Here is a 26241-nt window from a genome sequence, read left to right on the forward strand (position 1 = left end):
TCCCCCAATTCTGTCGACTAAAACTTATAGTGTTCTTTGCTCAGCCCGTATTTTCTCATGCGTAAATACAATTTTTTACGCGGGATTTGTAAATACTCCGCCACTTCGTTAATGCGCCCCTGATGAATATTTAGCGCTTCAGTAATGATCTGTCGCTCGTACTCTTCAACCCGCCGATCGAGCGGTGTTGGTTCAGGCAGATGCAGCTGCGGATTCGCGGTTTCAGCCAGCGGGAGTAGCCCAACGGCAAAAAGCTCGGCGGCATTCGCCAGTTCCCGAACATTACTTAACCACACGCGACGCCGCATGCCTTTCAGTAACTCCCCTTCAACCTCGGGCACGGGATGGTTCAGGCGCAGACAGGCTTTCTGCAGGTAATGACGAAACAGCGGCTCAATATCATCCGGACGCTGTGACAACGGCTGGCAACCGATTTGCGTCATCGCAAAACAGTAGTAGAGTTCGGCCACAATCTGGTTGGTTGCAGCCAGTTCCACTAACGATGTGTCACCAATGCCTATCAGACGAAACGGACGCCGCTCCAGGCTTTGCAGATGCACCAGATGGTGCTGCTGTTCACGTGTCAGGCACTCAAGATGGCTCAGGACCAGCGTTCCTCCTTGCGCCTGTGCAATAAGGTCATTGAGTAGTCCCGCGTTCCCGGGCGTCAGTTCACCGCGGATAAACGGCCCATCAGCGCTGCGCCCAAGCTGATGCAAATACCGGGCTCCGGTCATACGTCCCGTTCCCGGCTCGCCATAAAACCAGACGGCAATATCCGTTTCCGCCAGGTGTTGCAGACGTTGACGATACTGATTGACCCAGTCACTGTAGCCGAGCAGTTCAACCTGAAGCTTTTGCTGGCAATAATGGCGACGGGCAATCACGGATCGTCTCTGACGCAGCGCATCCTCTACCAGAGACAGCAGTTTGCCGGGGTCGACCGGTTTTTGCAGAAAGTCCCATGCGCCTTTCTTTACTGCCTCCACCGCCATCGGGACATCGCCATGCCCGGTGATTAGCAGGATAGGGAGCTGATTATCATCCTGATGAAACAACGTCATCAGGTCTATTCCATTGCAGCCAGGCATACACACGTCGCTCAGAACAATCCCCGGCCAGTCGGCTTGCAGCCAGTTTCGGGCATCAAAAGGGTTATTGCATGCATAGACACGGTACCCCTCTTGTTCAAGCAACAGAGTGTAAGCGTCGAGAACATCGGCATCATCATCAATCAGCAGAACAGAATAGTCATCACACAACATCGTTTACATCCGTCAGATTAAATTGCAGAACGACGCAGGCATTACGCCCCGGTGTCGACGCCAGGCGCAGTTCGCCGTTCATTTGCCCCATTAACGATACACAAATCGATAAGCCAATACCGAGCCCCACATCCTTACTGGTGGTAAACGGCTTTAATAGTGATGGCAATAACGCCTCCGGCCAGCCGGGGCCGTTATCGCAGACAAAGACGCACAATCGGCTGCCCTCAGCCTGCCAGTGAACCTCTATTTGCGCGCCAGTCGGACTGGCATCCAGCGCATTTGCCAGTACGTTTACCAGCACCTGCTGAATACGCACTTCATCACCTGTCACCCATACACTCTGGGCTGGAAGCGTCAGCGTACCCTGCTGTGGCTTATGCCGCATAGCCAAGAGTTCCCAGGCGGCGCTGAATGTTTGTCGCAGATCGACCGGATGCAAAGGCGCGCCCGGCTCGGCCCGACGTGCAAACTGACGCAGCGAACGGATAATGGCATCAATACGGGTAATCAGCCCCTCCGCTTTGGTTAACGTACTTCTGGCCTGAGCGGATTGTCCTTGTTCAATTGCCCTTCCCGCCGTAAACAGGTACATCGACAGCGCATTCAGCGGTTGGTTAATCTCGTGCGCCAGCGTGGTCATGGTCTGTCCAACCACTGCCAGTTTTGCCGTCTGGATCAGTTCATCCTGCGTTGCCCGGAGATCGGACTCTATCTCCTTGCGCTCTGTCACTTCCTGCTCCAGCTGATTTTTTTGCGCACTCAACTGGCCCAGAGTATGGCGCAGCAATCCTGCGATGCGCCCGAGCTCATCGCGCCCATAAACCGGGATGGTGGCATCCGTTCTGCCAAGACCAATTTGCACCACGGCCTGGTTGAGAGCGGTAAAACGCTTCACCAGACGCGAACGAATAAAGTAATGGTTGAGCCCCCAGGCGAGAAGTAGCGCCAGCAGCGTCGCCAGCAGAATAAGTCCACCGCTGACGCGAACAATTTGTTCCAGCCGCTGGTTAAACATCTGCATTTGCTGATGGCTACTCCCCAACTGTGCCTCAAGCAGTGTTCGAAAGCGCCCGAGCGTTGCCTCTCTGGCATGGTTAGCATCAACGAGCGCTTTTTGCGCGGCGACATAATCGCGCATGGTATCGGGCATTTTATTTTTCATCATCCCGATTTCCAGTAACTCATCAATGGTTTGCCGCAGGGTGATAGTACTGGGCCAGTCATCGAGGGTACGGATATTTTCATCCGCCGTTTTCTTCAGGTTCTCCAGATAGCGGATATGATTCTCCACCAGCATTCCGTCGTCGCTACCCGACTTCAGTTCATTGAGCCTGTCGCGTAAATCATCCACGATCTGATTTTCAATTCTTGCCAGGGTGTAAACCTGCTGCTGCTCGTTTTGTACTTCTCTGGCACGTTTGAGATACTGCGCCGCATCGCCGTTTTTGGCCTCAATTTGATCCAGCAACGTCCCCTGCTGCCAGGTAAAATCCTGCACCAGCGAATTCAGCTCGGTAGTAAAATCATCATGTAGCCAGTCGATGCGCGCGGAGAGTTCACTCACCTTTTCGCGCACGAGGAACATGTTGTAGAGCACCCGGTCCAGCTCCGCCATCAGCGCCCGGCTGTCTTGCAAAATCACCGCCAACTGCTGTTGTTCTGCCGATTGTAATCCCCGGCTCAGCACCTCAATTTTGTCCAGATGAGAAATAATTTGATTGCGCAGTTGCAGCCTCACCGTGGTGTTGGGGGCCAACAGGAATTCATTAAGCTGATCCACAACCAGGTTGAGATTTCCTTCTATCAAAAAAGCGGAATGTACGCGCGGGAAGTAATCATCAAGTGAATAGCGTATCTGCGAGCTCTGCTCATGCCAGGAGTACAAACTGACGCAGCTTACGCTCAACGTCAGTAATGCGCCCGTCAGAAACGCTCCCCGCAGGCTGCTGCTGATGCTGAGCTGGCGCAGGCGTTGCAGTATCGAACCACCTTTCATTTTAACTCTTCCAGTTTGGATATCGCCTGACGCTGATTTTTAAGAAACCAGAGCTGCCACTCCATCATCTGCTGTTCGGCTACGCTTTTATTCTCAAATTGCGCAAGCCAGGCCTCATCTTCACTACTTCTGGCGTCTATCGGGACGCTGGTCAGTAATGCTCTGATTTCGGGTAGCGGGCGTTTCAGGCGCACTTCCGCACTGTATAGCGCCCGCCAGGCATCTTTCAGCTGCGCGAGTCGGAAACTGATGGCGGTATCAAACATCCGCTGCACCAACTGTTGCCGCTTAAGGATCAGCCGATAATTAAGCGCGGGCTGGCTCATCAAAATAGCCTGCTGAGCGGCGCGTGGGTTATCAGGCGCGAGCTGCGTGACCGGATATTTCCCCGTGTTCGCATCCGCAAGGATCCGCTGTCCTTCCGGGCTTAACAGATAGCGGATAAAGCGACGCGCTTCGTTGGGGTGCTGGCTATTCTTGAGTACGGCAACATAGGTGGGTGACACCGCCGAGCGAGGGAAATAGGTAAAAGTAAGGTGCGGATCGTTAAGCAACAGGTTGGCATAGTTATCAATAACCGGCCCCGCCACGCCCAGACCGCTCTTAATTTTGTCGGCCACGCCAAAACTGCGTGATGAAATCGTTACCAGATTACCGGCGCTGGCCAACAACGTCGCCCAGCCCTCTTCCCACCCTTTCTGTTGCAGCAGCGACTCAACCATCAGGTGGTTGGTATCGGAACGCGACGGGCTACTCATCAACAGCGCGTTCTGATATTTAGGCTGCGTTAAATCCCCCCAGTCGGCAGGCGGCGGAAGATGCCGCGCCGCCAGCGCAGAACGATTAATCAACAGGCCAAACCCTGATATCGCCACAGCCACGGAGGTCGAGCGAATCGAGTCTGGCACCAGCCGCTGGCTTTCAGGCAGCGCATTATCGAAAGGTGCCAGCTTCTGGTGCTCCTGAAGATGCTGCAACAGCATGGGTGATGAGGTCAAAATCAGATCGACGTTTTCCGCATTCGCAGTATCCAGCAACTGTTCCAGCGAACCGCTGGTCCGGTTTAACGTGCGAATCATCACTGACCCTGGCTCCGTCTGCCAGCGCTGGATAATCCAGGCCGTGGCCCCTGGGGAAAAGGTGGTCGCCATCACCAGCTCTTTACCCAGGACCTGGCAGCTCGCCGACAGCGACATAAAACAGAGCAAGAATGCCCAAAAACGCCCCCGGCCCAACAGTCTGTTTGTGATCCCGTTCATAAATACCAACATGTACAAAAAATAATATTGAGACAAAACTTACCCGTTTATCACCGCTGGGGGGAAGAATAAGGTTATTCGTAGAATAACCAAACGGAAAGTGACGACATCAGTAAAGAATACCCGAAAATGCAGCCTGAATTTGTTAATACCCGCACACGCCGATGATAAAAATTCCCGTGAAAGAATAGAATTGAAAATCCATTATTAAAAAAGAGTCAAAATCTGCCACGCCACCCGTAAATTGAGTCAATAGTGACACATTTCATCAAGTTGAGTTTCTTTGCCGTCTATTTCACTCTTCACTGCGAAAAATCCTGATATTCACATCAATAAAAAATTAGGTGATGATATGTTATCAATATTTAAGGCAGGACCAGCGGCGAATAAAGTCCCGGCGGAGAAAGTCCAGGCAACTTATGGCCGATACCGCATTCAGGCATTACTCAGCGTATTTCTTGGCTATCTTGCGTACTATATTGTGCGCAATAACTTCACGCTCTCGACTCCATACCTGAAGGAGCACCTGGATCTCAGCGCTACGCAGATTGGTTTACTCAGCAGCTGCATGCTTATTGCCTATGGGATCAGTAAAGGCATTATGAGCAGTCTGGCAGACAAGGCCAGCCCGAAAGTCTTCATGGCATGCGGCCTGATCCTGTGCGCTATCGTCAACGTAGGCCTGGGGTTCAGTACCGGATTCTGGATATTTGCCGCGCTGGTCGTTTTCAACGGTTTGTTTCAGGGGATGGGCGTTGGCCCTTCATTTATTACCATCGCTAACTGGTTTCCACGTAAAGAACGTGGACGCGTTGGCGCATTCTGGAATATCTCACACAACGTTGGCGGTGGTATTGTCGCCCCGATTGTTGGCGCCGCGTTTGCCATTTTGGGGAGCGAACACTGGCAAAGCGCCAGCTATATTGTTCCGGCCTGTGTTGCCGTACTGTTTGCTTTTATTGTGCTGATGCTGGGGAAAGGTTCACCGCGTCAGGAGGGCTTACCGGCTCTGGAACAAATGATGCCGGAAGAAAAAGTCGTATTAAATTCCCGACACGCTGTCCAGGCGCCAGAAAATATGAGTGCCTTCCAGATCTTCTGCACCTATGTATTGCGTAATAAGAATGCCTGGTATGTTTCACTGGTAGACGTCTTTGTCTATATGGTGCGTTTTGGTATGATTAGCTGGCTGCCAATTTATTTATTAACCGAAAAACATTTCTCGAAAGAGCAAATGAGCATAGCTTTTCTGTTTTTCGAATGGGCGGCAATTCCTTCCACATTACTGGCGGGTTGGCTCACCGATAAACTGTTTAAAGGCCGTCGCATGCCGCTGGCCATGATCTGTATGGCGCTGATTTTCGTCTGCCTGATCGGTTACTGGAAAAGTGAATCGCTGCTGATGGTCACTATTTTTGCCGCCATCGTGGGTTGCCTGATTTATGTTCCGCAGTTCCTGGCCTCCGTTCAGACCATGGAAATCGTCCCCAGCTTCGCAGTAGGTTCTGCGGTAGGGTTACGCGGATTCATGAGCTACATTTTTGGCGCATCGCTAGGAACCAGCCTGTTTGGCGTGATGGTCGATAAAATGGGATGGCATGGCGGCTTCTATCTGTTGATGGGCGGGATTGTCTGCTGCATCCTGTTCTGCTACCTCTCCCATCGCGGCGCGCTGGAACTCGAACAACAACGGAAAAACGCTCAGCAAGAGGAAGCGTCACTCCAGTTGGCTGACGCCCGGTAACCGATTTCAGTCTCGCAAAAAGTGCCAGCGACGCTGGCACTTCAATACATTCAGATAAAGAATAAATAGCTCAACGTGATAATTTATTGCTTACCGTAACCCACCATAAAGCGGATGATCAAACCGCATGCTGGGGCAAGAAAAAGGAATAATCCGGTAACCATCTCGTTACCATTGGTCAACTGCATAGTAAAAACGTAAATTAATGCCGTGAGTATGGCCATGCCGATAAAAGCACTTATTGACGCCGCAGCCCCCATAACCTGCCAGATATAGCAACTGACGCTCAGAATGCTCAACGCGAGAAAGATCCAAAAATAGAACATAGCGATACCTCCTGTTTGCCGTAAAAATTTACGTAAGTCCTTACACTCCCTTGAGTTTATATTCTAAGACAATTCCCAATAGTTCGCAATTTAAGCAACATTTTCGTTACAATAATCACTCAATCGCTGACTACTAATTTATTCGACAGCCGTTTATTTAATCGTCATAAAAACAACGCATTATATATCGACTCATTTTTGACCTTAATCGCCGTAAAAACATTTACGCATCTTGAGTAATTATTTCTGGCTGACATTAATATTCGGGTGTACATTGAGCGTCCGATCATTCATGCCCCTTCCTGGTTTTGTCCTGACTCAGTTTTACACTCTTTACAGGAACCAATGTCGTTCATGGCGGCCTAACGATCAGTACAGACTGTAAAGCGGCAGACTAAAGAATCTTCGCGATACACCTATTTCGTATCAACAACAGGTGCTTATGTTCCCCCAATGTAAATTTTCACGCGCGTTTTTGCATCCGCGCTACTGGCTCACATGGTTTGGCGTCGGTGTGCTCTGGTTACTGGTACAGCTTCCCTATCCGGTATTGTGTTTTCTTGGTACCCGTACAGGCACGCTGGCTCGTCCATTTTTAAAGCGCCGTGAATCTATTGCTCATAAAAATCTCGAACTCTGTTTCCCAAATCTGTCGCAAGAAGAAAGAGACAAACTGGTCGATGAGAACTTCCGTTCACTCGGCATGGCCCTGCTTGAAACGGGTATGGCCTGGTTCTGGCCGGATCGCCGGGTACGCAAATGGTTTGATGTAGAAGGGCTGGACAACCTGAAACGCGCACAGATGCAAAACCGTGGCGTGATGGTGGTAGGCGTACACTTTATGTCACTCGAGTTGGGTGGTCGCGTAATGGGACTTTGCCAACCGATGATGGCAACCTATCGCCCGCACAATAATAAGTTGATGGAGTGGATCCAAACCCGCGGTCGTATGCGCTCCAACAAGGCCATGATCGGCAGAAATAATCTGCGCGGTATTGTCGGCGCCCTGAAAAAAGGGGAAGCGGTATGGTTTGCCCCCGATCAGGACTACGGTCGTAAAGGGAGTTCATTCGCCCCCTTCTTCGCAGTCAAAAACGTCGCAACCACCAACGGTACTTACGTGCTGTCACGCTTATCGGGCGCAGCGATGCTGACCGTAACCATGGTGAGAAAAGCAGATAACTCCGGTTACCGCCTGTTCATCACGCCAGAAATGGAAGGTTATCCAACAGATGAAAGCCAGGCAGCGGCGTATATGAACAAAATTATCGAAAAAGAGATCATGCGCGCACCCGAGCAGTATCTCTGGATCCACCGTCGCTTCAAAACTCGCCCGATGGGTGAAGCCTCGTTGTACATCTAAAAAGAAAGGCCGAAAGGCCTTTCTTTTTTTCTGCGCCTGAATTACTTCACGCCCCACTTGTTCTGTAATTCAGTCATTCGCTCATTGTAGTTACGGGCTATACACGCTGGCTTATCCTGCTCTTTCCAGCATTCGTTACGCCCTTTCACCCAGCCGCGTTGCTCTGCTTTGAGCGTCGGGTTATTACTCGATTTAACCAGCGCCTGCTTGTAGGCCCCGTTCAATGCCAAATCCATGGCTGAGAGCGAAGGACTTTGACAGATAACCTCTTCGATACTGCCCTTTGCTACCGCAGAACAGGAAAAAGAAGGCCCGTTGCTGGTCGATTTCTTTGCCCCTGAAAAGTCGATATTGTCTTCAGGCAGGCAAATCCCGTGCTTACGATTAGGCCCGGTCCAGGAAACGTCCGGATTCCCGTCATCTTTACGGGAGATAGACACGGTATTGTTACCGCTTTTTGCTTCCCAGTAATTTTCATTGAAGGCCTTTACCGTCGCCTTAGTGCCATCAATCCAGATATTGCCTTTACCATCACTATTCACACCACCAATACTTGCGCAGCTGAAATTGAATGCCATCGGCGAGGCCGCCATCGACGTCACTGGCGTAAGAACGAGTGCTAACATCATTAATCTGGTCATTTTTAACCTTTTCATAATCTCATTCCGCGAAAAATTAACCGCATTAACATCATGGAGATATGAGAATTCTCCGAGTAAACATTCCGTCGCTCAATAGCAATTTATTACCGATAGAAATTAAACTGTCGCCGAATCACGACACTTGTAAGTTATTAAAATTAAATAAAAAAATGCCTCTTGTCTCACCTCATTTTTAGGCGTACATTAGCGCCGTCTGGAGCATAAAAGCTCAGAATTCTGAGGTGATGCAGACAAGCAAACGAAGGGAATTCTCCATTTCGTTTACGCGTGCATCAGCTCTCTGTCAGGTTAGCATATGTTCATTTAGACGTACCTCAGGTACGCGGAGAGATGAAAAGTGAAATATTTCTTTATGGGCATTTCTTTTATGGTCATCGTTTGGGCCGGTACTTTCGCCCTGATGATCTAAATTAAAAGACGCAGCAAATAAACAGGAGCCTGATGGCTCCTGTTTGCTTTTGGGGAAACGTGTTGTTAGTCGGTACTTTCAGTGGCCGATTTTGCACTGGCAGGCAGTAAGCCATCGGCGCGGAACATTGCTTTGATGCCACGGATCGCCTGGCGGGTACGGTCGCGGTTTTCAATTAACGCAAAGCGCACGTGCGTATCACCATAATCACCAAAACCAATCCCCGGCGAAACGCATACCTTCGCCTCGTTCAGCAGTTTCTTGGCAAATTCAAGTGAGCCCATCGCGGCGTATTGCTCTGGGATTTTCGCCCAAACGTACATCGAGGCCTTGGGCATCTCGACCATCCACCCGGCTTCATGCAGCCCCTTAACCAGCACATCTCGACGACGTTTATATTGCTCAGCAATATCCCGCACGCACTGCTGATCGCCTTCCAGCGCGGCGATTGCTGCAACCTGCAACGGAGTAAAGGTTCCGTAATCGTGATAGCTCTTAATTCGAGCCAGCGCGTTCACCAGCGTTTTGTTACCTACCATAAAACCGATACGCCAGCCCGCCATGTTGTAGCTTTTCGATAGGGTGAAAAACTCCACCGCGACATCACGAGCGCCCGGTACCTCCATAATCGACGGCGCTTTCCAGCCATCGTAGACGATATCGGCATAGGCCAGGTCATGAACCACCAGCACGTCATAGCGTTTAGCCAGGGCCACAACTTTTTCGAAGAACTCCAGCTCGACGCACTGCGCAGTCGGGTTGGAAGGAAAACCTAAGATCATCATCTTCGGTTTCGGGTAGCTTTCGCGAATCGCGCGCTCCAGCTCATTAAAGAAATCGACCCCTTCGACCAGCGGCACTGAACGTACCTGCGCGCCGGCAATCACCGCGCCATAAATATGGATCGGATAGCTCGGGTTCGGTACGAGGACCGTATCGCCGTGATCCAGCGTGGCCAGCATCAGGTGCGCCAATCCTTCTTTCGAGCCAATCGTCACAATCGCTTCGGATTCCGGATCGATCTCAACGTCATAGCGTTCCTGGTACCAACGGGAAATCGCCCGACGCAGACGCGGAATGCCGCGCGAGGTGGAGTAACCGTGCGTATCCGGGCGCTGCGCCACGGTACAGAGTTTTTCGACGATGTGAGGAGGCGTGGCCCCATCCGGGTTCCCCATGCTGAAATCGATAATATCTTCGCCGCGCCGACGCGCAGCCATCTTTAGCTCAGCAGTGATGTTAAAAACGTAAGGGGGAAGGCGATCAATACGCGTAAAGCGACGTTCAGGGCGGGAGTCAGCCATAATATCCTCAGATTAACGTTAGCGCCCGGACCGTCCGAGCGACGCTGCCACGATGGTGGCACGTTTAGAAAATAGCCTGAATAATTTCCTTCTGTCGAGAGGCAAAACAAAATATTTTTTATTGAGGTAAAAGAGGAATATCCAGAAAAAATGAGGAAATAAAATTTTTCACACTCCGCTTAAAATTACCACCATTTAACATTTTATTGTTAAACATATTACTTTGCGCGCTCCGTTGACAGGACAGGCATTGTAAATACAACAATCATGCAACAATCCCCTTTTAATACTAAGGTTTTTCCCCATTAGCCACAGGCTGCGCGGGTGCTGGTCATCCAGCCTCAGGTTACCTATCATAGAGGTTTAACCCTTGCGCAAGAGTCACCCGTGCACGAAATATTCAATATGCTGCTGGCGGTATTCGACCGGGCAGCGCTGATGCTGTTCTGTCTGTTTTTCCTGATTCGTATCCGCCTGTTTCGCGAACTGTTGCACAAGTCAGCCCACTCCCCGAAAGAGCTGCTCGCCGTTACCGCGATTTTCTCAATGTTTGCCCTGTTCAGTACCTGGTCCGGCGTACCGGTTGAAGGCTCACTGGTTAACGTACGTATTATCGCCGTCATGTCAGGGGGAATTCTGTTCGGTCCCTGGGTCGGTATCATTACAGGCCTGATCGCGGGCACCCACCGCTACCTGATCGACATCGGCGGCGTAACCGCCCTGCCCTGCTTTATCACCAGCATTCTGGCAGGCTGCATTGCCGGCTGGATCAACCGTAGGATCCCCAAAGCGCAGCACTGGCGTGCGGGTATTTTAGGCGGAATGCTGTGCGAATCTCTGACCATGATCCTCGTCGTCGCCTGGGCGCCCACCACCGAACTGGGGCTGGATATCGTCTCGAAAATCGGCATCCCAATGATTCTGGGTAGTGTCTGCATTGGTTTTATCGTCATGCTGGTGCAAAGCGTGGAAGGCGAGAAAGAAGCCAGCGCCGCGAAGCAGGCTAAGCTGGCTCTGGATATCGCCAACAAAACTCTGCCGCTTTTTCGCCAGGTCAATAGTGAATCGCTTCGCCAGGTGTGCGAAATTATTCGCCATGATATCCATGCTGATGCCGTCGCTATTACCAACACCCAGCACGTGCTGGCCTACGTTGGCGTGGGTGAGCTTAACTACCGCGATAATGATGATTTCGTCAGTCCGACTACGCAACAGGCGATCAATTACGGAAAAATCATCATTAAAAACAATGATGAAGCGCACCGCACGCCGGAAATACACTCCATGCTGGTGATTCCGCTTTGGGAGAAAGGTGTTGTCACCGGTACGCTAAAAATCTACTACTGTCACGCCCACCAGATAACCTCCTCGCTGCAGGAAATGGCCATCGGCCTGTCGCAAATTATCTCGACTCAGCTGGAAGTCTCCCGGGCGGAGCAGCTACGCGAAATGGCAAATAAGGCAGAGCTGCGTGCGCTACAAAGTAAAATAAATCCCCATTTCCTGTTTAACGCCCTGAACGCAATTTCATCGTCGGTGCGGCTGAATCCAGACACTGCGCGCCAGCTGATTTTTAATTTATCGCGCTATCTTCGCTATAATATTGAATTAAAAGACGATGAGCAGATCGACATCAAAAAAGAGCTATATCAAATCAAGGATTACATCGCCATCGAACAGGCCCGTTTTGGCGACAAGCTGACGGTTATTTATGATATCGATGAAGAGGTAAGCTGTTATATTCCCAGCCTACTGATTCAGCCGCTGGTAGAGAACGCTATCGTCCATGGGATTCAGCCCTGCAAAGGAAAAGGGGTGGTCACCATCAGCGTTGCGGAGTGCGGTAATCGGGTACGGATTGCCGTGCGGGATACGGGCCACGGTATCGATCCAAAAGTGATTGAACGGGTCGAATCCAATGAAATGCCGGGCAATAAAATTGGTCTGTTGAATGTGCATCATCGCGTTAAGCTGCTCTACGGCGAGGGCCTCCATATCCGCCGTCTGGAGCCAGGCACTGAGATTGCCTTTTATGTGCCTAATCAGCACTCGCCCGCAGCCGCACCGGCCACATTGTTGCTTTAACCAGGAGTGAAGTCGTGAAAGTCATCATTGTTGAAGATGAATTCCTGGCCCAACAGGAACTTAGCTGGCTGATAAAAGAGCACAGCCAGATGGAGATTGTCGGCACATTTGACGACGGTCTGGACGTGCTGAAATACCTCCAGCACAACCGCGTTGACGCCATTTTTCTGGATATCAATATTCCCTCGCTGGATGGCGTCCTGTTGGCGCAAAACATCAGCCAGTTCGCGCACAAGCCCTTTATTGTCTTTATTACCGCGTGGAAAGAGCACGCTGTTGAAGCCTTTGAACTGGAGGCCTTTGACTACATCCTGAAGCCGTATCAGGAATCACGCATCGTCGGCATGCTGCAAAAGCTGGAAGCCGCCTGGCAGCAACAGCAAACGGGAACCTCGCCTGCCAGTCCGGTGACCCGCGAAAACGATACGATCAATCTGATCAAAGATGAGCGGATCATCGTGACCCCGATCAACGACATCTACTACGCAGAAGCCCATGAAAAGATGACGTTTGTCTACACCCGGCGCGAATCGTACGTGATGCCGATGAACATCACTGAATTTTGCAGCAAATTGCCTGCTTCGCATTTCTTCCGCTGCCACCGCTCGTTCTGTGTGAATCTGAATAAAATCCGCGAGATCGAACCCTGGTTTAACAACACCTACATTTTGCGCTTAAAAGATCTGGAATTTGAAATCCCGGTGAGTCGGAGTAAAGTGAAAGAGTTCAGGCAGTTAATGCACTTATAGCGCAGAGAAAGAGCGATGAAAGAGCCAGGCCTCCCCGCAGACCAACAGTTTTTCGCCGATCTGTTCAGCGGCCTGGTATTGAACCCGCAGCGTCTTGGCCGCGTGTGGTTCGCGTCCCAGCCCACCACGTTACCGTCCGGCAGTTTGTGTATTGACCTTCCGCGCCTCGATATCGTGCTGCGTGGCGAATACAGTAATCAACTGGAAAAACAGCAGTATAGTCTGCCTGAAGGCGACATGCTGTTTATCCCGGCGAAAGCAGCGAATTTGCCCGGCAGCGATAAACCCGTGATGCTACTGAGTCTGGTGTTTTCTCCGGCCTGGCTGGGGCTCTCTTTTTACGATAATCGAACGGCATCGCTGTTACGTCCGATCCGCCGTATTGAGTTACCACATCCGCAGCGCGGCGAAGGCGAGGCGATGCTCACCGCATTAACCCATTTAAGCCGCTCTTCTCAGGCCCAGGATATTATTCAGCCGCTGGTGCTTAGCCTGCTGCATCTGTGTCGTAGCGTGGTGAATACCCGCCCTGACACAGAGCGTCCGCGCGCTGAATTTCTCTATCACAGTATGTGTAACTGGGTGCAGGATAACTATGCCCAACCGCTGACCCGGGAAAGCGTAGCGCAGTTTTTTAATATCACGCCCAACCACCTGTCAAAAGTGTTTGCCCAGCACGGCACCATGGGGTTCGTCGAGTACCTGCGGTGGGTCAGAATGGCGAAGGCGCGCATCATCTTACAGAAATACCATCTGTCGATTAGCGAAGTCGCACAGCGGTGCGGGTATCAGGACAGTAATTATTTCTGCCGCCTGTTCCGGCGTCAGTTTGGCCTGACGCCGGGAGAGTACAGCGTACGTTTTCAGTCAGCACGTTAAGTGAGACAACACCAACAGGTTAGTAATATCCGTTTGCATCGTTGTAAAATAACGGCATGTAGCTCCCCCTGCAGGCTTACTCAATAAAGTGAATATGCGATGAAAAACAGACGTGCACTCTCCCTGATGTGTTTTCAGATGCTGGAATCAGGTGCGGATCGTCAGACCGTGAAAAGAGCCCTTACCTCCCGCCGTGTTAAAGCTCGCCAGGCGGTAGTTCTGCTCTGTAAGCAAGAAATGACGCTCTTAAGAGCCGGGAAACTGCCGGTGCCAAACGCGCCGCATTGATGATGTCGCTTTCCGGTCGCGTTCATCCAGCCTGCAACCAGATCGTCGCAGGCTGGAGAGCGCTCTTTCAGTGAAGCTTAAAACGTCAGTTCCGCCTCCAGCAACGCGAGAATACTGTCGGCATTTTCAGCGGCAAACAACGACTGGCGGAACGGCTTGTTCACCAGCTTACGCGCCAGCTGCGAGAAGACCTTCACGTGGTTAATGCCTTCATCAGCCCCCAGCGTCAGCATGATAACCAGTTCCACTTCGCCCATCTCTGACTGCCAGTCAACGGGATGAGCAAACCGGGCAATACTGATGCTGGAATGGCGGATCCACTGGGACTTAGTGTGAGGAATAGCCACACCAAAACCGACAGCAGTGGTGACTATCTCTTCGCGCTGCCAGATATCTTCCTCCAGCTCAAACGGATGTTCAGTTCGCCCATTAACACCCAGATTGCCGCACAGAAACTGAATCACCTGCTCTTTGTTACTCAGAGATTCACCAACAAAGATATTCTCCCGCGCCAGCAGCGGACGCACGTCTTTCTGCGGTGCAAACTGGTTGAGCAGATCTTCTATCTCTTGAGCGCTACGGCACTCACAGGCCCGTATGGCGAGTTCACGGCATGCCTGGCCCTCCAGTTGACGAAGCTGACTTTTCACCGCCGGAATACGTGGACTGCTCATGCTCAGCTCGTCGAGTCCTAAGCCCAGTAGCAGCGGTAAATAGCGTCCTTCGCCCCCCAGTTCGCCGCAAATGCCCACCCATTTACCGCGTTCGTGCGCCACGCGGACAATCTGCTGCAACATTCGCAGGAACGACGGCGTAATCGGGTTGTACAACGGCGAAACGCGCGGGTTATTACGATCGACGGCGTACAGGTACTGGGTCATGTCGTTTGAACCAATACTGAAGAAATCCACCTCATCGCAGAAATGGTCGATGATGTAACACACCGACGGCACTTCAACCATAATCCCCAATGAAATTGTCGGAGCATGGCGTAAACCGTCGGCTTTCAGTGCCACCAGCGCTTTTTGCAGTTCGCTTTTTACCCACAAAATCTGGTCAAGGCTGTGCACCATTGGGATCATCAGCTGCGCATTGCCGAAGGTTGCCGCACGTAAGATGGCGCGCAGCTGCGTGCGAAACAGTCCAGCAAACTCTGGATAAATTCGCACCGCGCGGTAGCCCAGGAACGGATTATCTTCCTGCGGAATATTGAGGTAACGGATATTTTTATCCCCCCCAATATCCATGGTGCGAAAGATAACCGGCTTGTCGCCCGCGGCCAATAAGACCTGCTGGTAGGCTTCAAACTGTTCCTGCTCGTCGGGAGCGCTGTCGCGGTCCATAAACAGCATTTCAGTACGAAACAGCCCAATCCCTTCCGCGCCATTGGCAAACGCCCCCGGCGCTTCCAGCGCGGTACCGATATTCGCTGCAACGTCAATACGCTGATTATCCTTGGTCAGCGCGGGCTGAGCGGCATCCAGCGCCTGCCGCCGCTGGCATTCATCGGCCAGCTTCTGCGCAATCGCGTAATAACCGCGAACCGCATCGTCTGGATTGATGGCCAGTACCCCACAGCGGGCATCCAGTACCGCATGCTGCCCTGCATAGCGGCTAATGGCCTCCAGCGGCAAGCCGCTAAGCACCGGTATAGTCGACGCGCGAGCGAGGATCAGGGTATGCGATGTGCGCCCTGTTTTCTCCAGGATCATGCCTGACAGATGCTGCAAATTGAGGCTTAAAAACTGGCTGGGTGTCAAATCCTCAGCGACCAGAATCGTCGGCTTATTCAGCACCAGCGCATTGCGCGGACGTCTTTCAGGCCAGGTGATGTGCAGCAGTTGTTCGCTGATATCACGGATATCGCTAACGCGCTCGCGCAGGTAATCGCTACCGGAGGCCGACAGCTTGTCGCACACCTGCTCCATATTGGCGATAATCGCCGCCCCTAACCCCAGATGCTGCTCCAGCATTAAGCGACGAATATTCCCGGCAAACTCGTCGTCCTGAATCAGAGACAGATGGGCGCTGAGGATGGTTTTACTCTCACCCTCACGCTCGCGCAGTTGCTGATTGAGCTGTTCGGCAAGCGTCGCCAGACTATGCTCCAGCTGGGTATTGTCTTCCGCACTCGGCGCAATCGCGCGATAGCTTTCCAGATTATCGCTCTGCCAAAGCGTGAGCGAACCTGCCCCTACGCCCCCTGCCAGCACGGTGCCATAAAGAAGGTCTGGGTTGAGGCGAATCAGCGAACGCGGCAACGGATGCGCCGCCAGTTCCGCCGGCGTCGGCTGAACGCTGTCGCTGTCAATAAACCGGTGCAGGAGGTACTCCTCCAGCGCTCGTCGGGCCTGTTCTTCATCGCGACCGGTGATGGTTAAGCTACAACTGTCATTAAACAGCGTCCCGGTGCCAATCAGCGCCAGCGAGCTTTTCGCATCTGCCCTGGCGTTCTGGCGATGGTTAAGAAATATCACCTCACTTTGCCACTGGCTGCATTGCTCTTTCAGCTCCCACGCCGGACGCGCATGCAGGCCATTGGGTAACGGGCAAAGAAATTGAATCGTTAGCATAACAACTCCTGTTTAGCGCGAAATCAGCACCTGAAATCCGTCAGATGAACCACGGTTTCGCACGTAAGATGTGAAAGAAGAGTCGACAACAACTGCTGCGTCTGGATGATGTCACGGCAGTCGGCAATCGACGCCGCGCAGTGTCCATGCCGCGTAGCTGGCCCCATGACAACCGTGGGGATCCCCGTGCCGCTTACGTGCACCGCCCCGCCGTCAGTGCCGCCGTTACTGAACATGTCAAGCTGCAGGGTAATACCCGCATCGGTGGCCACGCTTTCAACCCACGCCGTCAGCTTTGGCGAGGCAATCAGCGATTTATCGCTTAACACCAGCATCGGGCCATTACCAATCTGCCGATGGTTGGCCGCACCATGATCAAAGTTTTTGGCCCAGCAGGCGGTATCCAGCACGATCGCCACATCCGGGGCGACCGCACGTGCTGCTGTTTGTCCTCCGCGCAGTCCCACTTCTTCACTGGAACTGGCCACCAGCCAGACCTCGCATGGGAGAATGGCGTTATGCCATTCGCGCAGGAGCGCCACCAGCAAATAACATCCAAGTCGATCATCAAAGGCTTTGCCCATGACTCGCTGGTGCGGCAAAACCTGAAACGTCGTGTCAAAGGTGACGCGATCGCCAGGGCGTACGCCGGCCTGAAGTACCTCTTCATAAGACCGCGCGCCAATGTCCACCTGCAGCGCACTGACGTCATTACCGCTGCGCTCTCCGTCGAGCAGACCGGGAATTTTGCTCTCTTCACGGGTAGTGATCCGCACCGGCTGCAATTGCCTGGCCGCCATACGCACATTTCCCACCGGCAATACATCGATCGCTCCTTCGCTGGAAATACTGCGCACGATAAATCCCACTTCATCCATATGCGCGCAGATCATTACCTTCGGACCGGTTGATTCATTCAGACGGATCAGCACCGATCCCAGGCCGTCAAAGCGCACCTCTTTATCCAGACGATCCGCCTCTTCAAGCAGGATCTGCCGCACTTCCTGTTCTGAAGAGGCGATCGCGTCCGCCTCACTCAGCGCCTTCAGTAGCGATAAGTCCATTACGCTTCTCCCGTGTGTAACAATGTTTTCGCCATGGTGTAGAGCACCTCGCCGCCGTCTGGCGTAACCAGCACCACGTCCTCAATACGCACGCCTCCCTGCCCCGGCAGATAAATACCCGGCTCAACGGTGAGCAGCATGCCAGCCGCCAGAAGCGTCGCGTCGGTGGGGGAAAAACGGGGATTTTCATGCACCTCAATGCCGATAGCGTGTCCGGTATTGTGACCAAACTCATCACCATAGCCCGCCTGCGTAATGACCTGCCTGGCTGCGGCGTCAACCTCATGGCAACGCCGACCTGGTCGAATTGCTGCCACCGCCGCCCGCTGCGCCGCCAGGACAATCTGATACACGGAAAACAGCGGGCTTTCTTGCGCTGGCTGGTTTGCGTCTGGGATGCGAAAGGTTCTCGTCATATCCGAACAATAGCCCTGATACTGCGCACCAAAATCCAGCGTGATGAACTCACCCGCCTCGACACGCTTGTCGCTGGCTTTACCGTGCGGCAGCGCGCCGCGCCAGCCGCTGGCGACAATGGTGTCAAAAGAGGGGTTGTCTGCACCGAGCGTGCGCATGTACCACTCCAGTTCAGCGGCGATTTCGCGCTCACTGAGGCCAGGTTGAATAAAGCGGCGAATATGTTCAGCACTAAGGTCAGCTATCCGGCAGGCTTCGCGAATGCAGGCTATCTCCTGCGCCGTTTTTACCTGCCGGAGCACATCCGGCACGGCACTCACTAGTCGGGCACGCAGTTTGCCCGACCATCCATTCACCGTATTCCAGCTTACCTGCTCGCCTTCAAATCCCACCGTCTGCAGCTTTTCGTCAGCAATAATGTGATTCACCCGTGAATACAGCGTCTGCGCGCCATCAAGTAGATGGATCTGATAGCCCTGAGTACGCGTAGCAACATCGGTGTAGTAACGGGCGTCGACCAGAATATGCGCGCTTTGATGGCTGATAAACACAAACCCTGAACCGCTGGAGATCCCCATATGCGGCTGTTTATTCTGCCGCGATGACAGCAGCATCGCATCGAGATGTTGCGCCGTTAGCCAGTCACGCAGCGAGGCAAGTAAGCTCATGGTCACAATCCTTCTAATCAGAGGCTTTCAATCAGCAATTTGCCTTTGCGGTACATCATGTTGCGCAGGAACACCACCATCAGCGCCGTAATCACCGCACCTAACAGGATCCCCGCCATATAGACGCCGAGGTTAGTGACCAGCGGCCATGCCCAGATGGCCGATTCCGGGAACCACTGCACCGCCCCCAGCCAGACGGCAGCCGTCGATCCGACAATAGCGCCAACCATATAGGATGGAATTGCCGTGATGGGGCTTTCCAGTGCAAACGGGATCGCCCCTTCGCTGATGCCCATAAACGCGAGGAACATTGCCGTTTTCCCTTGCGGGTAGAGCTGTGCGCTGAACAGGCGTTTGCCAGTTAAGCGCCGGTCGAGAAGCGTAGCCAACCCGAGGCCAATTGGAGGAATCACGATGGCAATAGAGCGTGCGGTTACCGGCAGAACGTGATCGGTAGTAAAGCTAAAGGCGACAAATCCTGCGGCTTTATTAATCGGACCGCCGAGGTCAATCGCCGTTGCCGCAGAAATCCCCATCGCGTACATCAGCGTGCCTTTCTCTCCAGCCGCCGTCAGCAGAGAACGAATTCCGCCGTTGATCCACCCGCCAAACGGCGTTATCACGTAATACATCGCCAACATGACGAAGATCGCGGAAAGAATGGGCAGTAAAAAGGTGGTTTTGAATGCCAGCAGGAAATCAGGCAACTGGATTTTTTGGTTCATCCACTTCACCAGATACCCGGCGACAATCGAGATAATCAGCGCGCCAATAAAGGTTGACGGGACGGGGGTACTAGTTGCCCATTGCAGCGTCGCTGGGTCAAAATTCAGTATCTGTGTGGGCTGAGTGGACATCAGTCCACCAATGAACCCCGCCGGAAACGCCAGCTTACCGCCGATAGAGTTGGCGACAAACGCGGCAAACATCGGAATAGCAAAACCAAACAGCACGCCGCCAAAAGATTGCGACAGCCAGGCAAACTTCAGTAATGAGAGATTAAAACCGCTGAATTTTCCGCTGTTCAGTGCATCCATGATGCCGGTGTCTGCAGGTATATCGAGCCAGCTATAGGCGATCAGTTGCGAGAAGGCGAGAATTACCCCGCCCATAATTAACGTCGGTACCATGCGCGAAATACCCGACATCACATGCTGCGGAAGTTCGCCCCAGAAGCTATTGCGGGAGGCCGGTGGATTTTTTATTGCCGCTGCCGCACCAGATGCGCCAGGCACAACGGTTGCACTGCGTTTTTTAATGGCCATACGTAATTCCCTGTCGATGATTATTGTTGTTCAGCGGCAACCATCTCTTCGATCTCTTTGATGATGCCGGCGGCATTTTTTATCGCGTCCTGTAACGTAATTTCGTAGACGTCACGCGACTCAAAACGCTCGTTATCTTCCGGAGTAACGGCAACAGAATGGATGATCAATGTTGCCTCTGCGATATCCTGCGCCGTCAGGCGATTTTGAATTCCGTCCGCACCCTGGGTTTCAATTTTCACTTCATAACCCGCTTCAACCGCGGCTTCTTCCAGCGCCTGAGCCGCCATAAAGGTATGGGCCAGCCCCATTGGGCACGCGCAAACGGCAATCAGTTTTTTGCTCATAATCATTTCCTCGTAATAGTTAACGAGTGAAATTATGGTCCGGGGAAAGTAACGACCGTTATCAGACAAATAATGCTTTTACTGGACAAATAATCCCGCCATTCGGAAATGTGACGAAGGTCGGAAAGGCGGGCGGCAGGCATAAAAAAACCGCGTAATAAACGCGGTTTTGCGGGATATATGTAAGCCGGATAAGCGCTGTGCACCGTCCGGCGTTGGTCTTACAAAATATGGCCCAGCGTCTGGCGCAGGTGCGCACCGGAACCAAGCAGGCCCGGGTTATCATGCACGATCAGATATACCGGAATATCCTGTACGTAGGCTTTAAAACGCCCCTTATCTTCAAAACCACCACGGAAACCCGAAGCTTTAAAGAAGTCGAGGAAGCGCGGTACGATGCCGCCAGCGATGTACACACCGCCAAACGTGCCCAGCGTTAACGCCAGATCGCCGCCAAAACGCCCCATGATGACGCAGAACAGCGACAGCGCGCGACGACAGTCGATACAGGAATCAGCCAGCGCACGCCCGGTGATATCCTTCGGCTGCAGATTTTCCGGCAGGCGCCCGTCTGATTTGACGATGGCGCGATACAGATTAACCAGCCCCGGACCTGACAGTACGCGCTCTGCGGAAACGTGACCAATTTCCGCACGCAGGACCTCAAGGATAATCCCTTCTTCTTCGCTGTTAGGCGCAAAATCCACGTGACCGCCTTCACCAGGCAAGCTCACCCAGCGTTTATCTACATGCACCAAATGCGCCACGCCGAGTCCGGTACCTGCGCCATAGACAGCAATCGGCTTGCCTTCAACAGGCTCCGCACCGCCAAACTGGATCAAATGCTCTTTCTTCAGCATCGGGATCGCCATCGACACGGCGGTGAAATCATTGATGATTTCCAGATGGCTGAAGCCCAGATTTTTTTTCATCTCAGCAATAGAGAATGCCCAGGTATGGTTGGTCATTGCCACCCAGTCACCGGTGATCGGACAGGCAATGGCAATACAACCATCCTCAACGCTGACGCTATGCTCATCCAGGTATACGCGTACTACCGCCTCGAGGCTTGGGTAATCCAGCCCGGAATAGGTTTTTGCCTGCGAAATCTCGCCGCTGGCAATGTCGCACAGAGCAAGACGCGCGTTGGTGCCGCCAACATCACCTACTAAAGCATATTTTGTCATTCTTCCACTGCTCCGCTAAAGTCAGAATAAATCTTTGCCACACTGTAAATTCATGGGGGCATAACAACAACGCCCTGAAGGCTGATGCCCGTGGAAAATCGATCCAGATCACATAATTACTTTATCGTTTCAGCACCATTTGCAGCGATGCGGTTGCGCAGGCTGTGCAAACTATGTCTATGACTCTGTTTTAAGGAATAGAATATGCTTCATCCACGAGCCAGAACGATGCTCTTGCTATCAACTCCTGCGCTAATTATTGGTATTGCCTCCAGCCTGGTGTTGATCGTTGTGATGAAAGTGGCGTCCGTTTTACAGCAATTTTTGTGGGAACGCCTGCCCGTTAGCATCGGTATTGCCCAGGACTCTCCGCTGTGGATTATCGGCATGCTGACGCTCACGGGGATCATGGTCGGGTTAGTTATTCGCTACAGCCAGGGTCACGCGGGACCGGATCCTGCCTGTGAGCCGTTAATTGGAATGCCGGTCCCCACCTCAGCAATTCCGGGCTTGCTGGCAGCGCTCATCCTCGGCCTGGCGGGTGGCGTCAGTTTGGGTCCGGAACACCCGATCATGACCGTGAATATCGCACTGGCTGTGGCGCTCGGCAGCCGTATGTTTCCCCGCATTGCTAAGCTGGACTGGACCATCCTCGCCTCTGCCGGCACCATCGGCGCGCTATTTGGCACCCCCGTTGCCGCCGCGCTGGTCTTTTCACAAACGCTGAATAGCTCGGACAATGTTCCTTTGTGGGATCGCCTGTTTGCACCGTTAATGGCCGCCGCCGCGGGCTCGCTGACCACCAGTCTGTTTTTTCACCCCCATTTTTCACTGCCCATCGCGCACTACACGCAGATGCATGTGATCGATATCCTCAGCGGTGCGGTCGTTGCCGCCATCGCCATTGCCGCCGGGATGGTGGCTGTCTGGTGTCTGCCGCGTTTACACCATTTAATGCATCGATTGAAACACCCGGTCCTGATTCTTGGGGCAGGCGGCTTAATCCTCGGCATTTTAGGCGTTATCGGCGGACCGCTTACCTTGTTTAAAGGACTGGACGAAATGCAGCAAATGGCATTTAGCCAGACGCTGGGAGCATCGGATTATTTCATGCTCGCCGTGATCAAATTGGCGGCATTAGTGGTTGCAGCTGCGAGTGGTTTTCGCGGCGGGCGAATTTTCCCGGCAGTATTCGTTGGGGTCGCGCTTGGCCTGATGCTGCACGCCCACGTTGAAGCGGTGCCAGCGGCCATTACCGTCTCCTGCGCGATTCTTGGACTGGTGCTGGTCGTCACCCGTGACGCCTGGCTGAGCCTGTTTATGGCAGCAGTGGTGGTGCCAGATTCCACCCTGCTGCCGCTACTGTGCATCGTCATGCTGCCCGCCTGGCTGCTGCTGGCGGGCAAACCGATGATGATCGCCGAGCGTACCGATAAGTAGTTAGCCTCCGTTACGCGTTTCCAGCGCACGGGTCACCGTGCGCAATAGCTCAGGAAGATCGGCTTTCGGTAGTACCACCTCAATTAACGACAATCGTTGCGGATGGGACAAACGGGCCAGCACTTCTTCCAGTTGTACCGCCTGCTCCACACGCCAGCACTCCGCCTGACATTCACGACGAAACGCCTGCGGCACCTGCGTCCAGTTCCAGGCGGCGATATCGTTATAGCGCTGATTTGCCCCATGTATAGCCCGCTCCACGGTATAGCCGTCATTATTTAGCAGCAAAATAACGGGAGATTGCCCGTCTCTGAGCATAGAGCCCAGTTCCTGAATGGTGAGCTGCGCCGCACCATCGCCAATAATCAGGATCACCCGGCGGTCCGGGCAGGCGGTTTGCGCGCCGAATGCAGCCGGGAGCGCGTAGCCGATAGACCCCCACAGCGGCTGAACCAGCACCTCCGCTCCACCGGGTAGCATGAGCGCAGCCGCGCCAAATGCAGCGGTCCCCTGGTCGACGAGGATAATGTCATTGGGCGCCAGATACTGCTGCACCGTATGCCAGAAATTTTCCTGCGTCAGAGGTCCCTTCTCAACCTGAATACGTCTAACTGGCGGGCGTTCTGGTGGCAGTGAAAAGGACATCTCCAGACACAGCTCCCGCAAGGTGGTTACCGCCTGCTCCATCGGGACGTTAAACCAACGGTTTCCAATCCGTGAGGCATGTGGCTGCACCTCAATCGTGCGCTCCTGTGGTAACTGTTGCGTAAACCCGGCGGTCAAAGTGTCAACAAATTGTGTGCCAACACACACTATCGTGTCGGCATCTTCTATCGCCTGACGTACATAGTCGCTGCTGGCTCCAGCGCTGTAGGTGCCGACAAACGCCGGATGGCGCTCATCGAATAGCCCTTTGCCCATCAACAACGTGGCGTGGGCCATCGGCGTTTCCGCCATCCAGCGTTGCAATACCGGCTGCAGGCCAAAGCGTTGCGCGAGAACGTCTGCCAGAAGCGCTACGCGCGGGCTGTCCAGTAACCGCTCGCGGGCATGGTAGCGAAACGCTTCTGCCACGCTGCTTTCTGGCTCGCTCAGAGGAACAATCAGGATGTCATTCGGCGGCGTGGTGCGCTGTTTTGCCACATCAGCAGGTAACATCAGATAGCCCGGTCTGCGTTCGATGAGCATTGTTCGCAGCACGCGGTCAATTTCATAACAGGCGTTTTGTTCATCCAGCACTGCGCTGGCCGTCGTCACCGCCTGCTGCATACGATAAAAATGCTGAAAATCACCGTCCCCAAGGGTGTGATGCATCAACTCCCCACGACGTTGAGCACCGCGACAGGGCGCGCCAACAATATGCAAAACAGGAACATATTCCGCATAGCTTCCCGCGATACCGTTAATCGCGCTTAACTCACCCACGCCAAACGTGGTGAGCAGCGCCCCCACCCCGGATACCCGGGCATAGCCATCCGCAGCATAAGCCGCATTCAACTCGTTCGCACACCCGACCCAACGTACGCTGGGATGTTCAATCACGTGGTCAAGAAACTGCAAATTATAATCGCCAGGCACACCAAAGAGATGGCCAACACCACAGCCTGCCAGCCTGTCCAGCAGATAATCAGCAACGGAATACGGGGTTTGCATGACAGCTTTCCTTCTGACGGTAACCTCATGTTGAGTATCGAAGAACTGTGATGACTGTCCAGGAAAGTCGCTGTGAAGGGGGTGGAAAGCAAGATGTACAGTTTTCATCCCTAAATTTAATTGCAGCTGGCCTTGTGTAAACGTATACACTCAAAGTCACACCTTATCTGACAGGAGGCTATATGGCTTATCAGGCTGCTGAAAATCGTTATCAGACAATGGAGTACCGCCGCTGCGGTCAGAGCGGCCTCAAGCTCCCGATTGTATCACTGGGGTTGTGGCACAATTTTGGTGATACCACGCAGGTCGAGAACAGTCGGGCGCTGTTACAGCGTGCATTCGATCTGGGGATCACCCATTTTGATCTGGCGAATAACTATGGTCCACCGCCGGGTTCAGCGGAGCGAAATTTTGGTCGCATCCTGCAGGAAGATTTTTTACCGTGGCGAGATGAGCTGATCATCTCCACCAAAGCGGGTTACACCATGTGGGAAGGCCCTTACGGGGACTGGGGTTCACGCAAATACCTGATTGCCAGCCTCGATCAAAGCCTGAAGCGTCTGGGGCTGGAGTATGTCGATATCTTCTACCACCATCGCCCCGACCCTGAAACACCGCTCAGAGAAACCATGCGCGCACTGGATCATATCGTCCGTCAGGGCAAAGCGCTGTACGTAGGCCTCTCTAACTATCCGGCTGAACTTGCCAGACAAGCGATTGAAATACTCGACGATTTAGGTACGCCATGCCTTATTCATCAGCCCAAATATTCTATGTTTGAGCGTTGGGTCGAAGAGAGCCTGCTGTCGCTTTTACAGGAAAAAGGCGTCGGTAGTATCGCCTTCTCACCGCTGGCTGGCGGGCAGTTAACCGACCGCTATCTGAACGGTATTCCTGCGGATTCTCGCGCCGCAAGCACCAGCCGTTTTCTGAATCCGGACCAGATCACCCCACAAAAACTGGAAAAAGTTCGAGCGCTGAACGCACTGGCAGAGCGACGGGGACAAAAGCTGTCTCAGATGGCGCTCGCGTGGGTTCTTCGGGAAGACAAAGTTACGTCTGTGCTGATTGGCGCCAGTAAACCGGCGCAAATTGAAGATGCCGTCGGCATGCTGGCAAACCGTCACTTTACGCCTGAAGAGTGCGCGGAGATTGATGCCATTCTGAGTCGGTTGAAATAAAGACACATTTATTAACAAAAAGTGCTCTCACTTGCGATTTAAGAGTTGTGGCGATGAAACGGGGCTTTACTGCCCCGTAATATTACGTTAACAGGCCGGCTACGGCTCGATCGT

At 53.0% G+C, this 26241-nt stretch carries 22 protein-coding genes; 9 read left to right on the forward strand and 13 right to left on the reverse strand.

Going from position 1 to position 26241, the window contains the following annotated elements; all coding sequences use genetic code 11:
* Nucleotides 1–17: 17 nt before the first annotated feature.
* The 3 genes from pgtA to pgtC are packed head-to-tail and all read right to left on the reverse strand — an operon-like array spanning nt 18 to nt 4454.
* Nucleotides 18–1265 (reverse strand): two-component system response regulator PgtA, encoded by a 1248-nt coding sequence (pgtA, locus tag ABIE10_RS11600; RefSeq protein WP_200046896.1) that lies wholly within the window; start codon nt 1263–1265, stop codon nt 18–20.
* Complete coding sequence (pgtB, locus tag ABIE10_RS11605) at nt 1255–3249, reverse strand: two-component system sensor histidine kinase PgtB (protein WP_170973721.1); 1995 nt, start codon at nt 3247–3249, stop codon at nt 1255–1257. The genes pgtA and pgtB overlap by 11 nt, the downstream gene beginning before the upstream one ends.
* Nucleotides 3250–3260: 11 nt before the next feature.
* Entirely contained in the window at nt 3261–4454 is a 1194-nt protein-coding gene (gene pgtC / locus ABIE10_RS11610; protein ID WP_429155954.1) for a phosphoglycerate transport regulator PgtC, read from the reverse strand.
* A 421-nt stretch (nt 4455–4875) separates the two neighbouring features.
* Between pgtC and pgtP the strand changes: the two genes are divergently transcribed.
* Nucleotides 4876–6267 carry a phosphoglycerate transporter PgtP gene (gene pgtP / locus ABIE10_RS11615; RefSeq protein ID WP_016153890.1) on the forward strand — a complete coding sequence of 464 codons (1392 nt, stop codon included), beginning with the start codon at nt 4876–4878 and terminating at the stop codon, nt 6265–6267.
* Nucleotides 6268–6350: 83 nt separating this feature from the next.
* Here the strand turns inward: pgtP and ABIE10_RS11620 are convergent, their stop codons facing one another.
* Entirely contained in the window at nt 6351–6593 is a 243-nt protein-coding gene (locus ABIE10_RS11620; protein WP_016153891.1) for a DUF2545 family protein, read from the reverse strand.
* 442 nt (nt 6594–7035) lie between these two features.
* Here ABIE10_RS11620 and lpxP point away from each other — a divergent pair, with 442 nt between their 5' ends.
* A complete protein-coding gene (gene lpxP / locus ABIE10_RS11625) occupies nt 7036–7956 on the forward strand; it encodes a kdo(2)-lipid IV(A) palmitoleoyltransferase (RefSeq protein WP_016157070.1) in 921 nt (306 codons plus the stop codon).
* Nucleotides 7957–7997: 41 nt separating this feature from the next.
* On the opposite strand, the gene ABIE10_RS11630 is transcribed toward lpxP, so the two are convergent.
* Nucleotides 7998–8612 (reverse strand): lysozyme inhibitor LprI family protein, encoded by a 615-nt coding sequence (locus ABIE10_RS11630; protein WP_200049324.1) that lies wholly within the window; start codon nt 8610–8612, stop codon nt 7998–8000.
* Between the two features lie 343 nt (nt 8613–8955).
* On the opposite strand from ABIE10_RS11630, the gene ypdK reads away from it, so the two are divergent.
* Nucleotides 8956–9027: a membrane protein YpdK gene (ypdK, locus tag ABIE10_RS11635; RefSeq protein WP_010723117.1), complete on the forward strand. Its 72-nt coding sequence runs from the start codon at nt 8956–8958 to the stop codon at nt 9025–9027.
* Nucleotides 9028–9092: 65 nt separating this feature from the next.
* Here the strand turns inward: ypdK and alaC are convergent, their stop codons facing one another.
* The gene (gene alaC / locus ABIE10_RS11640; RefSeq protein WP_016153894.1) at nt 9093–10331 is read right to left on the reverse strand and encodes an alanine transaminase; all 1239 of its coding nucleotides are present in this window, start codon (nt 10329–10331) and stop codon (nt 9093–9095) included.
* Between the two features lie 387 nt (nt 10332–10718).
* On the opposite strand from alaC, the gene ABIE10_RS11645 reads away from it, so the two are divergent.
* The 4 genes from ABIE10_RS11645 to ABIE10_RS11660 all read left to right on the forward strand — a co-directional run bounded on the left by ABIE10_RS11645 (nt 10719) and on the right by ABIE10_RS11660 (nt 14332).
* The gene (locus ABIE10_RS11645; RefSeq protein ID WP_029139619.1) at nt 10719–12416 is read left to right on the forward strand and encodes a sensor histidine kinase; all 1698 of its coding nucleotides are present in this window, start codon (nt 10719–10721) and stop codon (nt 12414–12416) included.
* Nucleotides 12417–12430: 14 nt separating this feature from the next.
* Complete coding sequence (gene ypdB / locus ABIE10_RS11650; RefSeq protein WP_016153896.1) at nt 12431–13165, forward strand: two-component system response regulator YpdB; 735 nt, start codon at nt 12431–12433, stop codon at nt 13163–13165.
* Nucleotides 13166–13180: 15 nt separating this feature from the next.
* Entirely contained in the window at nt 13181–14044 is an 864-nt protein-coding gene (locus ABIE10_RS11655; RefSeq protein WP_429155760.1) for a helix-turn-helix domain-containing protein, read from the forward strand.
* 99 nt (nt 14045–14143) lie between these two features.
* On the forward strand, nt 14144–14332 hold the full coding sequence (locus ABIE10_RS11660) for a hypothetical protein (protein WP_032931709.1): 189 nt from the start codon (nt 14144–14146) through the stop codon (nt 14330–14332).
* Between the two features lie 77 nt (nt 14333–14409).
* Here ABIE10_RS11660 and ptsP read toward each other — a convergent pair whose 3' ends face one another.
* The 6 genes from ptsP to glk form a co-directional block, all read right to left on the reverse strand.
* On the reverse strand, nt 14410–16905 hold the full coding sequence (gene ptsP, locus ABIE10_RS11665; RefSeq protein WP_153690169.1) for a phosphoenolpyruvate--protein phosphotransferase: 2496 nt from the start codon (nt 16903–16905) through the stop codon (nt 14410–14412).
* 23 nt (nt 16906–16928) lie between these two features.
* Nucleotides 16929–17969, reverse strand: coding sequence for an aminopeptidase (gene ypdE, locus ABIE10_RS11670; protein ID WP_153690168.1), 1041 nt, complete (start codon nt 17967–17969; stop codon nt 16929–16931).
* A complete protein-coding gene (gene ypdF / locus ABIE10_RS11675) occupies nt 17969–19054 on the reverse strand; it encodes an aminopeptidase (protein WP_429155763.1) in 1086 nt (361 codons plus the stop codon). The genes ypdE and ypdF overlap by 1 nt, the downstream gene beginning before the upstream one ends.
* Before the next feature lie 17 nt (nt 19055–19071).
* Nucleotides 19072–20319 carry a PTS fructose transporter subunit IIC gene (locus ABIE10_RS11680; protein ID WP_220222098.1) on the reverse strand — a complete coding sequence of 416 codons (1248 nt, stop codon included), beginning with the start codon at nt 20317–20319 and terminating at the stop codon, nt 19072–19074.
* A gap of 20 nt (nt 20320–20339) precedes the next feature.
* Nucleotides 20340–20666, reverse strand: coding sequence for a PTS fructose transporter subunit IIB (locus ABIE10_RS11685; protein ID WP_003028254.1), 327 nt, complete (start codon nt 20664–20666; stop codon nt 20340–20342).
* 221 nt (nt 20667–20887) lie between these two features.
* Nucleotides 20888–21853: a glucokinase gene (gene glk / locus ABIE10_RS11690; RefSeq protein WP_016153902.1), complete on the reverse strand. Its 966-nt coding sequence runs from the start codon at nt 21851–21853 to the stop codon at nt 20888–20890.
* Nucleotides 21854–22057: 204 nt separating this feature from the next.
* On the opposite strand from glk, the gene ABIE10_RS11695 reads away from it, so the two are divergent.
* On the forward strand, nt 22058–23293 hold the full coding sequence (locus ABIE10_RS11695) for an ion channel protein (RefSeq protein ID WP_053389666.1): 1236 nt from the start codon (nt 22058–22060) through the stop codon (nt 23291–23293).
* Here ABIE10_RS11695 and ABIE10_RS11700 read toward each other — a convergent pair whose 3' ends face one another.
* A complete protein-coding gene (locus ABIE10_RS11700) occupies nt 23294–24946 on the reverse strand; it encodes an alpha-keto acid decarboxylase family protein (protein WP_046275538.1) in 1653 nt (550 codons plus the stop codon). It lies immediately after the preceding gene.
* Between the two features lie 182 nt (nt 24947–25128).
* On the opposite strand from ABIE10_RS11700, the gene mgrA reads away from it, so the two are divergent.
* The gene (gene mgrA, locus ABIE10_RS11705; RefSeq protein WP_016153905.1) at nt 25129–26127 is read left to right on the forward strand and encodes an L-glyceraldehyde 3-phosphate reductase; all 999 of its coding nucleotides are present in this window, start codon (nt 25129–25131) and stop codon (nt 26125–26127) included.
* The last annotated feature ends 114 nt before the right edge of the window (nt 26128–26241 follow it).

It is taken from the genome of Citrobacter sp. 506, assembly GCF_050434985.1.
In the GTDB taxonomy this organism is placed as follows: domain Bacteria; phylum Pseudomonadota; class Gammaproteobacteria; order Enterobacterales; family Enterobacteriaceae; genus Citrobacter; species Citrobacter braakii.

Coding starts and splice junctions, on each gene's coding strand:
- pgtA (WP_200046896.1), bottom strand. CDS start 1,265: ATGTTGTGTGATGACTATTCTGTTCTGCTGATTGATGATGATGCCGAT.
- pgtP (WP_016153890.1), top strand. CDS start 4,876: ATGTTATCAATATTTAAGGCAGGACCAGCGGCGAATAAAGTCCCGGCG.
- ABIE10_RS11620 (WP_016153891.1), bottom strand. CDS start 6,593: ATGTTCTATTTTTGGATCTTTCTCGCGTTGAGCATTCTGAGCGTCAGT.
- lpxP (WP_016157070.1), top strand. CDS start 7,036: ATGTTCCCCCAATGTAAATTTTCACGCGCGTTTTTGCATCCGCGCTAC.
- ABIE10_RS11630 (WP_200049324.1), bottom strand. CDS start 8,612: ATGAAAAGGTTAAAAATGACCAGATTAATGATGTTAGCACTCGTTCTT.
- alaC (WP_016153894.1), bottom strand. CDS start 10,331: ATGGCTGACTCCCGCCCTGAACGTCGCTTTACGCGTATTGATCGCCTT.
- ABIE10_RS11655 (WP_429155760.1), top strand. CDS start 13,181: ATGAAAGAGCCAGGCCTCCCCGCAGACCAACAGTTTTTCGCCGATCTG.
- ABIE10_RS11660 (WP_032931709.1), top strand. CDS start 14,144: ATGAAAAACAGACGTGCACTCTCCCTGATGTGTTTTCAGATGCTGGAA.
- ptsP (WP_153690169.1), bottom strand. CDS start 16,905: ATGCTAACGATTCAATTTCTTTGCCCGTTACCCAATGGCCTGCATGCG.
- ypdE (WP_153690168.1), bottom strand. CDS start 17,969: ATGGACTTATCGCTACTGAAGGCGCTGAGTGAGGCGGACGCGATCGCC.
- ypdF (WP_429155763.1), bottom strand. CDS start 19,054: ATGAGCTTACTTGCCTCGCTGCGTGACTGGCTAACGGCGCAACATCTC.
- ABIE10_RS11680 (WP_220222098.1), bottom strand. CDS start 20,319: ATGGCCATTAAAAAACGCAGTGCAACCGTTGTGCCTGGCGCATCTGGT.
- ABIE10_RS11685 (WP_003028254.1), bottom strand. CDS start 20,666: ATGAGCAAAAAACTGATTGCCGTTTGCGCGTGCCCAATGGGGCTGGCC.
- glk (WP_016153902.1), bottom strand. CDS start 21,853: ATGACAAAATATGCTTTAGTAGGTGATGTTGGCGGCACCAACGCGCGT.
- ABIE10_RS11695 (WP_053389666.1), top strand. CDS start 22,058: ATGCTTCATCCACGAGCCAGAACGATGCTCTTGCTATCAACTCCTGCG.
- ABIE10_RS11700 (WP_046275538.1), bottom strand. CDS start 24,946: ATGCAAACCCCGTATTCCGTTGCTGATTATCTGCTGGACAGGCTGGCA.
- mgrA (WP_016153905.1), top strand. CDS start 25,129: ATGGCTTATCAGGCTGCTGAAAATCGTTATCAGACAATGGAGTACCGC.